This is a genomic window from Micromonospora sp. B9E7 (assembly GCF_039871815.1).
Classification (GTDB): domain Bacteria; phylum Actinomycetota; class Actinomycetes; order Mycobacteriales; family Micromonosporaceae; genus Micromonospora.
Map to the genome: position 1 here is coordinate 150663 of NZ_JBDPLX010000005.1, position 12383 is coordinate 163045.

Here is a 12383-nt window from a genome sequence, read left to right on the forward strand (position 1 = left end):
TCCCGGGCTGCCGTTCCCGTCCCGATCGGACGAAACCGCCACGGATCGTGTTGCCGAGTGGCTAACCTGCGGCAATGTCCACAGCACCTGACGAGGTCGAGCAGCCCAATCCCAAGGGGCGATTGTCCGCCACCGACCGGATGACGGCCTTCAGCGACGGCGTCTTCGCCATCGTCATCACGCTGCTGGTCATCGAGTTGCGGGTGCCCGAGTACCACGAGGGTGACCTGCTCACCGGCCTGCTCGGCGAGGGCGCTTCCTACCTGGCCTTCGTGGTTTCCTTCGTCTACATCGGGGTGCTCTGGCTCAACCACCACGCGCTGCTGCGGCTGATCCGTGGCACCACCCTCACGCTGAGCTGGATCAACCTCGGCGTGCTCTTCGGCGTGGTGATCATCCCCTTCCCCACCGCGGTGCTGGCGTCGGCGTTCACCCACGGCGACACCGACGACCAGCGCGCGGCCGTCGCCCTGTACGCGCTGGCCGCGGCCCTGATGTCGGCACCCTGGCTGGTGTTCTTCGGCTACCTGCACCGCCACCCGGCGCTGCTCGAACGTCGGGTCGACCCCGAGTACGTGCGCGCGCAACGGCTGCGGCCGATCACCGGCCTGATCCTGTACGGGCTCAGCGGTCTGCTCGGCTGGTTCGTCAATCCCGTGCTGGGCCTGATCGGCGTCATCGTCATGATCACCTATCACGCGGTCACCAGCGAGGGGCTGCCCCGCTGGCTGACCCGTCGCTGACCGGACCAAGTCGGAGCAGGTCGGCCGGGGGTGTCCACGTCGACCGGGGAGCCGACGTCGTCAGACCAGGTCAATTCGGCCCGGTGCGTGCGACACGTCCGCAGCCTCGTCGACAACCTAACGCCCTACCGCCGCAACACCGCCGTGCGGCGATTCTGCGACGACGCAAACGGCGTCCTGCAGACCGTCGGCGTCTAGAGGAATTGCACGCCGGATGTGGCCAGCACTTCGACCGCGAGTTCTTCCTAATCGGCAAACATCGATGGAATCGATGATCCTCATCTCCGCCGCCGCCCGAACCAGATCGGACACAGCAGGAGCCACACGGACACGGCGGGACGGAGGGGATGCTCGTCGGACGAGCAGCCAAACGTCCACAAGGGACGGAAAAGGAGAGAGCCCGACTCGCGTTTCCGCAGGTCAGGCTCTCTTGATCTTGTGCGCCCGAAGGGACTCGAACCCCTAACCTTCTGATCCGTAGTCAGATGCTCTATCCATTGAGCTACGGGCGCTCGTGCTCAGCCAGTGTACACACCCGGCTTTCGCGCGGAGACTCCGGGATTCGAACCCGGGAGGGGCTTTAAGACCCCAACCGCATTAGCAGTGCGGCGCCATAGACCAGACTAGGCGAAGTCTCCCTGGTGGCCCGTAGACCACCGCGCCCGAGGATACAGGTCGGCACCCACCGGGAGCAAAACGACTTCCGGGGTACGCCCAGAGGGGCCGCCCGCCTCCGTGTTCCCCGCTGTGCGACGCAGTGATCAGGACTACGCTCCATCGATATGCAGGAGCAGCCGCCGAGCGAGCCGACCCGTCGAGAGCCTGCTGAGAGAGCGCGTCGACGCTCCCCACGGGCCACCTTCACGCCGCCGGTTGCCGCCGAGCAGCCCGCCACGTCCGCCGAACCGTCTGCGGAGGCGGCTCCGCCGGCCGCCGCTCCGGCGGGCCAGCGTCCTCGACGGGCCAAGACTGCCCCACCGGTGCTCTTCCAGCCCCCGGAGCCGGACCGCGCCCTGCCCCCGCAGCCGAGGCGCGCACCGGCCGCGACCAGCGAGGCCAGCGCCACGGCGAGCGCCGCGAGCGCCGAGCAGCCAACGCCGTCGACCGCCGACGCGAACGGCAACCGACCAGCTCCACCGACCGCCGAGGGTTACCCCGACCAGCCGAGCGCGGCGAACGCGGAACGGCCAAGCCCGCCGACCGTCGAGCAACCGGAACCGCCGAACGCCGACCAGCCAGGCCCGGCCACCACGACGCCCAAGACCACCACCCCCAAGACCACGACGCCCAAGACCACGACGCCCAAGACCCGGACACCGAAAGCCAGGACTCCGCAGAAACAGGAGCCGGAGGACCTGACTCCGCCGGCCCGGACCACTCCCGATCGCAAGGGCGCCACCAGGAAGGCAGCGGAGGCACCCGCCGAGGTGACGCCGACCACACCGGCACCTGCCAAGCGCTCCGCGAGCCCCACCAAACGAGCGGCGGCCCCTCGGAAGAGCACCACGCCGAAGAAGGTCGTCCCGGCACCCGTGGTGGAGCAGGTTGCCGTGGAACCCCGGGCCGAGCAGCAGGCGGTGCGGGCTTCGGGGCGTACCCCGGAATCGGAGCTGCGGGCGGTGGCCGCGTGCGTGCTCGATCACCCGGGTTTCGCGCCGGAGCTGTTGGCTCTTGCCGCGGTGCGGGCGCTCGGGCCCGGCGCGGGCGAGTGGGCGGCGCGGCTGCGGAACCGGTATCCGGACGCGTCGGCGGACGGCCTGGCTCGGTTGGCCACCCGACGGTTCGTGCGTTCGGCGGGCGCGGGTGGGGCTACCGCCGCGCTGGCCGGGTTCTTCGCGCCGCTGGCCGAGTTGACCTCGGTGCTGTGGACGCACGCGAACCTGGTGCTGCACCTGGCCGCCGCGTACGGGAAGGATCCGGCGCATCCCGACCGGGCCGTCGAACTGCTGGTGCTCACCCAGGTCCACCCGGACGCGGCGAGCGCCGAGGCGGCCCTGGCAGCCGCGCAGGAGGCGGGCGACCCGGTCGAGGGGGGCTGGCCCCGGGCGGCGGAGGCCGGCTGGCGGCTGGCCGCTCCGCTCACCGCGCAGGCCGGCGGGTGGGTCGCGTTGCGGCTGGTGGCGCGACTGTTGCCGGGTGCGGCGATGCTCGCGGCTGCGCTGGGCGACGCGGCGGCGGCCGACCGGCTCGCGGCCCGGACGGTGGCCGCCTACCGGCCTGCTCGGCGCTGACCGGTCAGAGCCGGCTGACGGGTCAGAGCCAGTCGAACCACTCCCGGGGCAGCAACGCGTAGCCGACGAAGGCGGCCACGTCGAGCAGCGTGTGCGCGATGACCAGCGGCATCACCCGCCGGGTGCGCAGGTAGAAGAGGCTGAACACGACGCCCATCACCGCGTTGCCGACGAAGGCGCCGAAGCCCTGGTAGAGGTGGTACGAGCCGCGCAGCAGCGCGCTGGCCGCGATGATCGCCGCCAGCCGCCAATGGAGCTGGCGTAGCCGGGTGACCAGGTAACCGACCACGATCACCTCCTCCAGCACGGCGTTCTGCACGGCGGCGAGGATCAGCACCGGGACCGTCCACCAGAGGTCCGGTAGCGCGGCCGGCACCAGCGTGGCGTTGACCCCCAACTGGGCGGCCACCCAGAACAGGGCCAGCCCGGGCAGGCCGATCAGCGCCGCCAGGCCGGCACCACGGGCGAGGTCCTGACCGGGCCGTCGGGCGTCCAGGCCGAGGGTTCGCGCCGGGTCGCCGGGGTCCCGGCTGAGCAGGTGTACGGCGAGCAGCACCGGCAGCAGCGCGAACACGATGCCGAGCAGTTGGTACGTGAGGTCCAGCCACGGTCGTGGCGACGCCGAGGTGTTCAGCGAGGCGGTCTGCTTGGAGAGCGGACCGTCGGCGGTCAGCTTCGCGATGATCGAGACCAGCGCGTAGACCGCGGACTGGCCGAGGGAGAGGCCGAGGACCAGCAACGTCTCGGTGCCGAGCAGTCGGCGGGACACCGGGCGGGTCAGCTCAACGGTCACCGCACCACTCTGCCCGACGGGTGGCGCCGGTGACATGGCCGACCGGCCAGCATGAGCCGATCGCACATTCTGTGCGACCGGTCGACACTCTCCGTGGAGATTCTATGGGCGCCCGATCCGCTGCCGTCTGGAGAAGGAGCGCCCCGTGGACAACCTCGCGCGGTTGCTGAAGGAGAGCTGGACCCTGGTCGAGGACGATCGGGTCCGGCTGAGCGGGCACTTCTACGCCCGGCTGTTCCTGCTCGACCCCGCCCTGCGGCAACTCTTCCCGGTGCAGATGACCGGCCAGGGCGACCGCCTACTGGAAGCGATCATCACGGCGATCCACACGGTCGACGACCCGGAGAGCTTCGACGAGTTCCTCCGGGCGCTGGGCCGCGACCACCGCAAGTACCACGTCGACGACTCGCACTACGCGACGATGGGAGTCGCCTTGCTGGACGCGCTTCGTAGCACCGCCGGCGACGGCTGGAACCTGGAGTACGACCAGGCGTGGCGGGAGGCGTACGCGGCGATCACCGCCCTCATGGTGGCCGGCGCGAAGGCCGACGACGACCCGCCGTTCTGGCACGCCGAGGTGCTGACCCACCAGCGGTACGGCCCGGACACCGCCGTGCTGACCTGTCGGGCGCTACAGCATCCGTTGCGTTGGCAGGCCGGGCAGTACGTGAGCCTGGAGGTGCCGCGCCACCACCCCCGGGTGTGGCGGAACTACTCGATCGCGAACGCTCCGAACGACGACAACCTGCTGGAGTTCCACGTGCGGTCGCCGGGTGCCGGCTGGGTGTCCGGCGCGTTGGTGCGTCGGGTGCGGCCGGGTGAGCTGCTGCGCGTGGCGGCGCCGATGGGGTCGATGACCCTGGACCGCAGCTCGGAACGGGACGTCCTGTGCGTGGCCGGCGGGGTCGGCCTGGCGCCGATCAAGGCACTTGTCGAGGAACTGGCCACGTTCAACCGGACCCGGTGGGTGCACGTCTTCTACGGTGCCCGGCAGGCGGCGGACCTGTACGGCCTGGCCGGGTTGCAGGAGTTGGTGGCCGTACACCCGTGGTTGTCGGTCACCGCCGCGTGCAGCGAGGAGCCGGACTTCGACGGGGAGCAGGGCGACATCCCGGACGTGGTGGCCCGGTACGGCCCGTGGACCACGCACGACTGCTACGTCTCCGGCTCGGCCCGGATGGTCCGGTCCACGTTGCGGGTGCTCGCCGCGGACGAGGTGCCGCCGCCGCACATCCGCTACGACACCTTTGGTGACCTGTAGACGTTCCTCCCCCCACACCGGGGCGCGTGCCCCTGCCCCCTGGGGCACGCGCCCCGGTCCCCGACGGTCAGTAGCGCCAGGGGTGCCCGGTCTCGCGGTATTCCTCCACCGGCACCAGCGGCACGCCGGGCGCCATCCGGTCGACGTAGAGCCGGCCCTCCAGGTGGTCGATCTCGTGAGCGACCAGCCGGGCCATGCCGAACTCGAACGACGTGATGATCCGGCTGCCGTCCCACTGGGCGTGCTCCACGTCGAGTCGGAGCGGCCGGGGCACCAGGCCACGGTGGTCGAAGAAGGAGAGGCAGCCCTCGTACTGCTCGTCGGTGTCCGGGCCGGCGTCGACCACCCGGGGGTTGAGCAGCACGACCGGCTCCGCCGAGCGGTCCGGGGGCCGGACCACCGCCACCGCCCGGCCGACGCCGAGCTGCGGGGCGGCGACCCCCACCCCCTTGCTGAACGGGTGCAGTTCGTCGAGCCGGGCCAGGGCCGTGGTGAGCCGGTCGACCAGGTCCCGGGCGACGGCCTCCTCGACGGGCAGGTCGAACGGCCGGACGTGTTGGCGGAGTAGGTCGTCACCGCGTTGCACGATGCCGAGACCGCGCATCCGGTCGCTGGGCCGGACCCGGGCACCGCCGGCGCCGCTGTCGGGTTCCGCGTCCGGTCGGGCCCGGAAGCGCCACTGCATCCGGTAGCGGGCGTTCAGTGGCGGGTCGTCGGTCTGCCAGTCGTAGATGGCCCGGTCGCCCTCGTCGTGCCGTTGTGGCGCTGTCCGCAGCGGGCCCTCCTCCGCGGAGAGGGAGGTCTCCACGCCCCAGACCTGCGGGTCGAGCGGCACGGGCAGGTCGAGGCGTACGGCAAGTTGCCGAGTGGGCAGTCGGACCGCTCGTTGGAACCAGGGGCCCCACTTCTCGTGGCCGACGCTGTACGCGTACTCGATGGTGGCCCGGTCGCCCGGGTAGAGCGGGAACCTCCGCTCCCCGTTCTCGAAGAGCAGCCAGATCTCCTTGAACGCGTCCCGGTCGTGTTTGGCACGCCAGTGCATCGGCTCCGGATCGCCGCCACCGTCGTCTCTGCGGGCCTGTAGTTGCAGTTCGGCGAAGGTGAGCGGGTGCTCCCGGTGGTGCCGGTTGGAGCGGCCGGGGTCGTTCGGGTAGCGGTCCACGGCGACCCGGACCAGGTAGCGGGTGACCGGCTCGGTGCCGGCGTTGTACAACTCCCGGTGGATCACACACCGGTAGCCGTCGTCGGTGTGGGTGAGGGTGGCGAGTTCCCGCTCCACGACGAGGCCGGTGCCCGGTGGCAGCCACTGCCCGGGCAGGTACTGCTCGCGGGGCGGGTGACCCGTGCGGGTGTGGCGGAGGTCGTCGTACTCCCGGAAACGCTGCCAGATCGCGCCGCTGGCCTCCAGGACGGCCTCGGCGCGGCGGGCGAAGTCCTCGGTCGGTCGGTGCCGGCGGCCCTCGACGTGACTCACGTAGGAGGGGTCGAACCCCATCAGAACGGCTAGTTGTTTCTTGGACAGCCCTCGCCCGGTCCGCTGTCGGGCGAGCTCGGCCGCGAAGGAGTCGGCAGCCCGTTCGAGGGGTGAGGTCGTCATCGGCTTCCTCGTGGCCGGGGCTATAAGTTTCACGTTCCGTGCCCGAGCGCACACGTATTTGGCATCTTGTCGACACTCTGATTGACAATTCACCGATAGACGTCGATCCTGCGGCAGCGTTTTCCTGCGGAACCGCCGGGTAGTAGCCGAGGCAGGGGCGTTTCTCCCGCCGGGCAGCCGGCGTGACCTGGGCCTCCCGATTCGACCAAGGTGAGGCTTCCCTTAGACCCGAGGGCGTGGTTAGGCTAGCCTTAGCTCAGGACGGCAGTGGTCGTCCGCCGAGGCACACTCCTCGGTCACGCAGACGGGGGATCTCAGGTGACAGCGGTGCTGCCGGGGCGGGACGTCGCCGCCACGCCACTCGCCCCCGTCACCGCGGCGCTCCGCGCCATGTTCGGCACCGACGATCTTCCAGGGCTCGCCCCGGGTCTCCTGGTCGACGACGAGTTCGGCTGGTCACCCGCCACCACCCTGATCGACGGCAGCCGGATGCCGGAGCTGCTGAACGGCGCCGCCGCCCGCTGGGGTGGCACCCCGCACGCGTGCGCCGCGTTGGCCTGGAAGTCGTACAGCTACTGGACCGCGCTGCCGGTCGTGCTCGGCTGGGCCTCGGCCCGGCGGGTGCCGCTGTTCGATCCGGCCGACGTGTTGATCCACTTCGAGGACCATCGGCAGCTGTTCACCATGGGCCTGCGCCGTGGGATCACCGTGGCGGTGCTGCCGAACGATCCGCTGGCGCTCGCCGGCCTGCCGGAGGTGCGGGTCGTCGCCGACGAGGCGGAGCTGCTGACCGCACTGCGGGTCTCCCTGCTCGACTCCCACCTGGCGCCGCTCATCACGGCGATCCAGTCGGAGGTCCGGGTGGGCACCCGGACGCTGCTCGGCTCGGTCGCGTCCGGCATCGCGCACGGCATCCTGCGGGCTGCGGACGCCCTGCCCGGCTCGACCGTGCAGAGCATCGACACCCTGCTCGGCGCCCTCGGCCTGACCGACCTGATCGAGCTGGTGCCCGGCCCGACCGGTGAACCGACCGTGCAGCGGCGCACCTGCTGCCTCGCCTTCACCCTGCCCCGGCCGAAGGTCTGCCAGGGCTGCTGCGTCCGCTGAGGCTCAGCCTCAGTCGGTCAACGGACGGACGTCCCACACCCACACCCCGCCGGTGAAGACCGGCTGGATGCTGGTCAGCTCGGTCATCCCCCGACGTAGCGCGTCCTCGTGCTCGTGTGGGCCGAGGATGACCACCCCGGCCCGCCAGAACCGCAGGTCGTCGACCGCTCGGACCCGGCTCTGCGGAGTGATCGGCGGCACCGCGCCGGTGCGCCGGATGGTGGCGAAGAAGCTGCTGGTGGGACGCGGCGTGGCTCCGAACAGCGCGACCTTGGGAGGCTCGGCGCTGGGCCGGGTGTCCGGACCGAGGAAGTAGCCGCGGGCCAGCGGCATGTCCAGCCGGGTCGCCGCGGACCAACGCAGCGGCTCCGCGTACGTGCTGTCCGGCAACGGCAGGGCGACCACACTGCGCCCACCGGCCACGTACGCACGCCACGCCCCACTGGTCACGAAGGTGGGGATCGGGTCGAGATGGGCCACGGGCAGCGGGGTCGGCACGATCGGAAGCAGGGCCATCACGACCACGGTGGCCGTGACGAAGCGGATCTGCCCCCGGGCCCCCGGGTGCGAGTCGGCCAGTTCGCGGGCGCGTTCGGCGCCGTAGGCGAGCAGCAGCCCGATGATCGGGGTGATCGCCAGCGCCCACCGCGTCGGCACCACGGAGTGCAGAATGGGCAGGTTCTCCAGCGCCGCCCACGGGCCGGGCACACCCGTGCCCTTGTTGTCGAAGCGGACCTCACGGCCCAGCGAGAGCACCGCGAAGAGCAGCCCGAGCCCGGCCAACGCGAGCACGACGACCGAGCGGCGCAACCACCAGACCAGGGCGATCACCAGCACCACCAGCGCCCAGCCGAAGAAGCTGTTCTCCTCGGTCGGGTTCTTGGCCAGGCCCGCGGCGGTGCGCGGGCTGCCGGCGAGCGACTCCCGGGAGTACGCAACGAACGAGGCGAGGTCGCTGGAGTAGCCACGGATCAGGCGGGACAGCCCCGAGTACGCGTCCGGGCCGAAGAACTGCACGTACAGGGGGTACGCCAGCAGTAGCCCGGCAACCCCGGCCGCGACGGCCAGACCGGCGAGGAAGGGCCGGGTCCGGGTGCGGAGGTCCGCGCGGCCGAGGGCGAGTACGCCGATGACCACGCCGAGCCCGATCGCGGTCATCAGCAGGATCTCCAGGTTGAGGAACGCCTGCCAGACGATCACGAGCGCGAGGAGGATGCCGTTGCGCAGCCAGCGGCCGGCGTCGCCGAGTCGCAGCGTGCGCCAGATGATCAGCGGGACGACGAACTGCGACACGATGTTCGGGTGTCCGTTGGCGTGCGACACCATGGCGGGCGCGAAGGCGCAGAAGCCGGCACCCAGCCAGGCGGGCCCGCGGCTGCCGATCAGGACCCGGGAGAGCAGGAAGTACCAGGCGGTGGCGGTGGCGATCATGCCGACAGTGAGAAAGACCAGGAATGCCGCCCGAGGCCCGAACAGCAGGGTGATAGGCGTAAATGGCAACGAAATGGATAACACGGACGTATTCGCCATCAGATTGACGCCGTCCGGGACGTTCATCTGATTCGAATGGAACGGGTATGCGAAATTCGTGACAACCCGCGCACCGTGCGCCATCATCCATTCGAACTGCGACTGATCGGACTCGTTGTCCCGCACCACGCTGCCGGGGTCGAACCAGAGCCGACCGGTGACCCAGAAGCCGAGCACCACGAAGCTCAGCACGGCGGCCAGGTCGACCAACTTCCCCCGACGGGGCCGCCGGGCATCGGCCGAGACCCCCTCCGCCGACGCAGCGGCCGGGCCGTCGCCGCCACCGGGCGCGTCCGATTCGGGAGTAGTCATGACAATTCATAGGGTAGTCACGGGCTGGCGCTGCCGTGACATGTTTCGGGGTACTGCCGTACTATGTGCCGGGTTCGCCGACCGCCGATCACGAACCCACCCCCCGACCACAATTCGGCCACCCCCCGATGCCCCGATTCTTCTGCCGTCCCAGCGGATGATTCACTCTGTCGGTCCAGGCACGGGTCGAGTTCATATCGTGAGGAATCGACGCATGGCAGAAATCACTGGGGATCAGCGCGTGCAGTCCGAGGTGCTGGAAGGCCTGGCGACGGCTGTCAACCACCGTCGCTGGTTCATCGAGCTGGCGGTGCCGTACCTCGGCGACGACCCGATCGAGATCGGCAGCGGCCTCGGTGACTACGCGCTGGAGTGGTCACAGCGGTTGCCCCGGCTCACCGCCACCGAGGCCGACCCGGACCGGCTGGTGCAGCTCAAGGAGCGCCTCGCCGAGCGGCCGAACATCGACGTCCGGCAGATGCTGCTACCGCACAACGACCGGGGCACCTACAGCGCTGCGGTCTCGTACAACGTCCTGGAACACATCGAGGACCACGTGGGCGCGCTCAGCAGCATGCGCGACCTGGTCCGACCCGGCGGTGCCGTGATCATCATCGTGCCGGCGTTCCAGTTCGCGATGAGCCCGGCCGACATCGCCACGGGGCACGTCCGCCGCTACACGAAGAAGACTCTCCAGGCGGCGATGACCGAGGCCGGCCTGACCGTCGAAAAGATCCACTACGCCAACGCGCTGGGGTTGATCGGCTACTTCATGGCGACCAAGGTCTTCCGGCTGATGCCGAAGGAGGGCCCGATGGTCAAGGTGTACGACACCCTCGTCCTGCCCGCCACCAAGGCCGCCGAGCAACTCGTCCGCCCTCCGTTCGGCCAGTCCGTCTTCGCGGTGGCCCGCGTTCCGTCCTGACCCGCCCGCCCCCGCGATCTTGCACTGCGCATCGACGTCACGTGCAAGATCGCGGGGTACGGATCACTCCTTGATCTGGTACGTCGGCCGGATCACCGCACGGGCCAGGGTGTGGAACGTGAGGTTGAAGCCGACGTAGGCCGGGCTGGCGTCCGGGGTCAGGTCCAGGCGCTCGACGTCCACGGCGTGCACCGCGAAGACGTACCGGTGCGGGCGGTCACCGGCCGGCGGAGCCGCCCCGCCGTACCCCTGCTCGCCGTAGTCGTTGCGGACGGAGAACGCGCCACCGAGGTCGGTGCCCGCCGCGCCACCGGCCCCCGTGGGCAACTGGGTGACGGTGACCGGCACGTTCACGAGCACCCAGTGCCAGAAGCCGCTGCCGGTCGGGGCGTCCGGGTCGTAGCAGGTCACCGCGAAGCTCTTCGTCTCGGCGGGGAAATCCGACCAGGTCAGCTGCGGCGAGACGTTCTCGCCCCCGGTGCTGTCATGCGCGTGCCGGGCGTCCATCGGCTCGCCGTTCTGCACGTCGTCGCTCGTCAGCGTGAACGAGGGCAGCGTCGGCAGCAGCTCGTACGGGTCCGGGGCAATCGGTCGTTCCAGGGTCATCGGGACGAATCCTTCCGGTGTGCGGAGATACCAGCCCCTTCTTACCCCGCGCTGTCCCGTCCGACGACCGGCACTGTGGTTTTCCAGAGCTACGGTGGACTTCGGGCAACGTTCCTCAGGGGGACATCGTGGCCGGCATCTGGCGGGACTTCGCGGTAGCTGTCCTCACCGCGTTCCGCCGCCGGGACGAGCGAGCCACCGCCGAAGAACGCCGACGAGCAGTCGAGCGGCTGGCCGAGGAGACGATCCGCCGGGAGCAGCGGGACACGGCCCCGCCGGAGTGACCGGTACGCGGGAGGCCCGTGCCCTTCCGGGCCAACAGCCAAGATGGTCTGATGGTGCCGTTCTTCCGATCGCGGCCAGTGGTCACGGCGGAGACGCACCACATCCTGCACTGGATCCCGGCCGTCGCACTGTTCGGCGGAACCGCGCTGTACCTCGCGGGCCGGGCGACGTTCCTGGCACTCAGCGTCCGGTGCGTACGACCCGAGCAGTTTCTCGCGCCCGCCGCGGCGCTGCTGTTACTCCCCGTCGGCCGCTACCTGCCCGGCCTGGCCGCGCTCGGACTGCTCACCGCGTTCCTCGCCGTGCTGCTCAGCTACGAGGCGCTGACCCGGGGCCGATCCGACGCACCGGTCGACCCGGCCGAGTCGTGATCCACTCGCCTTCCCAGAAGTCGCGGTATCCAAGACGTTTCGATACACCAACTTCGCCGAAACCGAGTCGATCATGGCGGCCGAGAATGTGGGATTCGGCGACGGCGGCAAGCCGATATGGTCGATCGGACGGGTGAAAACCACGCTCAGTGTCAAGGAGATCCAGCCGTGACAAAGAGGGTCGCGCTATCGGTTGCCGCCGTTGGGGCTCTGGGAAGCCTGCTCTCCATCGTTGCTCTCCCCTGGGCTCACTACGGCAACATTTCGATGCCGCTCACCAGATTTCCTGGCTGGGGCGTGTATGTGGGCAGTGTCGTGGCGCTGCACGCCGGTGTCGCCTGGGCCGTACTCAGCCGGACCGCCCGACATGCACTCACCGTGGCAGCCATCGCGGCCCTGACTCTGGTCGGCGTCGGATCGGCGATCCTTCTCGCGCTCACCTTCGACGATGCGTCGGCGCTGTTCAGTGGAGCGGTGCCGGCAGTCGTGCCCCGTCCGGGCCTCGGTGGCATCGTCGCCGTCCCGGCGATCCTCATCAGCGCCGGTGTGGCAGCGGTCAGCGGCGCAGGCCACCGCGCGATGGGGGTGGCACCGGCCGAGACTCGCCCGTAGCGCAGCCACT

The 12383-nt window shown here is 70.3% G+C and carries 12 protein-coding genes and 2 tRNA genes; 8 read left to right on the top strand and 6 right to left on the bottom strand.

Going from position 1 to position 12383, the window contains the following annotated elements:
• Window positions 1-74 precede the first annotated feature (74 nt).
• Complete coding sequence (locus ABGB10_RS09895) at window positions 75-743, top strand: TMEM175 family protein (protein WP_347660576.1); 669 nt, start codon at window positions 75-77, stop codon at window positions 741-743.
• Between the two features lie 439 nt (window positions 744-1182).
• Here ABGB10_RS09895 and ABGB10_RS09900 read toward each other — a convergent pair.
• Window positions 1183-1255 (bottom strand) — tRNA-Arg (locus tag ABGB10_RS09900).
• A gap of 35 nt (window positions 1256-1290) precedes the next feature.
• Window positions 1291-1381, bottom strand: a tRNA-Ser gene (locus ABGB10_RS09905).
• Between the two features lie 342 nt (window positions 1382-1723).
• Between ABGB10_RS09905 and ABGB10_RS09910 the strand changes: the two genes are divergently transcribed.
• On the top strand, window positions 1724-2974 hold the full coding sequence (locus ABGB10_RS09910; protein WP_347660577.1) for a hypothetical protein: 1251 nt from the start codon (window positions 1724-1726) through the stop codon (window positions 2972-2974).
• 22 nt (window positions 2975-2996) lie between these two features.
• Here the strand turns inward: ABGB10_RS09910 and ABGB10_RS09915 are convergent, their stop codons facing one another.
• Entirely contained in the window at window positions 2997-3767 is a 771-nt protein-coding gene (locus tag ABGB10_RS09915; RefSeq protein WP_347660578.1) for a CPBP family intramembrane glutamic endopeptidase, read from the bottom strand.
• Between the two features lie 145 nt (window positions 3768-3912).
• Here ABGB10_RS09915 and ABGB10_RS09920 point away from each other — a divergent pair, with 145 nt between their 5' ends.
• The gene (locus ABGB10_RS09920) at window positions 3913-5028 is read left to right on the top strand and encodes a globin domain-containing protein (protein WP_347660579.1); all 1116 of its coding nucleotides are present in this window, start codon (window positions 3913-3915) and stop codon (window positions 5026-5028) included.
• 67 nt (window positions 5029-5095) lie between these two features.
• Here ABGB10_RS09920 and ABGB10_RS09925 read toward each other — a convergent pair whose 3' ends face one another.
• Window positions 5096-6625: a peptide deformylase gene (locus ABGB10_RS09925; RefSeq protein ID WP_347660580.1), complete on the bottom strand. Its 1530-nt coding sequence runs from the start codon at window positions 6623-6625 to the stop codon at window positions 5096-5098.
• A gap of 330 nt (window positions 6626-6955) precedes the next feature.
• On the opposite strand from ABGB10_RS09925, the gene ABGB10_RS09930 reads away from it, so the two are divergent.
• Complete coding sequence (locus ABGB10_RS09930; RefSeq protein ID WP_347660790.1) at window positions 6956-7732, top strand: hypothetical protein; 777 nt, start codon at window positions 6956-6958, stop codon at window positions 7730-7732.
• Window positions 7733-7741: 9 nt separating this feature from the next.
• Here the strand turns inward: ABGB10_RS09930 and ABGB10_RS09935 are convergent, their stop codons facing one another.
• Window positions 7742-9574 carry a hypothetical protein gene (locus tag ABGB10_RS09935; protein WP_347660581.1) on the bottom strand — a complete coding sequence of 611 codons (1833 nt, stop codon included), beginning with the start codon at window positions 9572-9574 and terminating at the stop codon, window positions 7742-7744.
• 214 nt (window positions 9575-9788) lie between these two features.
• Here ABGB10_RS09935 and ABGB10_RS09940 point away from each other — a divergent pair, with 214 nt between their 5' ends.
• Window positions 9789-10499 (top strand): class I SAM-dependent methyltransferase, encoded by a 711-nt coding sequence (locus tag ABGB10_RS09940; RefSeq protein ID WP_347660582.1) that lies wholly within the window; start codon window positions 9789-9791, stop codon window positions 10497-10499.
• Window positions 10500-10562: 63 nt separating this feature from the next.
• On the opposite strand, the gene ABGB10_RS09945 is transcribed toward ABGB10_RS09940, so the two are convergent.
• Window positions 10563-11105 carry a YbhB/YbcL family Raf kinase inhibitor-like protein gene (locus ABGB10_RS09945; protein WP_347660583.1) on the bottom strand — a complete coding sequence of 181 codons (543 nt, stop codon included), beginning with the start codon at window positions 11103-11105 and terminating at the stop codon, window positions 10563-10565.
• Window positions 11106-11233: 128 nt separating this feature from the next.
• Between ABGB10_RS09945 and ABGB10_RS09950 the strand changes: the two genes are divergently transcribed.
• The 3 genes from ABGB10_RS09950 to ABGB10_RS09960 all read left to right on the top strand — a co-directional run bounded on the left by ABGB10_RS09950 (window position 11234) and on the right by ABGB10_RS09960 (window position 12373).
• Complete coding sequence (locus ABGB10_RS09950) at window positions 11234-11389, top strand: hypothetical protein (protein WP_347660584.1); 156 nt, start codon at window positions 11234-11236, stop codon at window positions 11387-11389.
• 51 nt (window positions 11390-11440) lie between these two features.
• Window positions 11441-11761: a low temperature requirement protein A gene (locus ABGB10_RS09955; RefSeq protein ID WP_347660585.1), complete on the top strand. Its 321-nt coding sequence runs from the start codon at window positions 11441-11443 to the stop codon at window positions 11759-11761.
• 303 nt (window positions 11762-12064) lie between these two features.
• Window positions 12065-12373: a hypothetical protein gene (locus ABGB10_RS09960; RefSeq protein ID WP_347660586.1), complete on the top strand. Its 309-nt coding sequence runs from the start codon at window positions 12065-12067 to the stop codon at window positions 12371-12373.
• The last annotated feature ends 10 nt before the right edge of the window (window positions 12374-12383 follow it).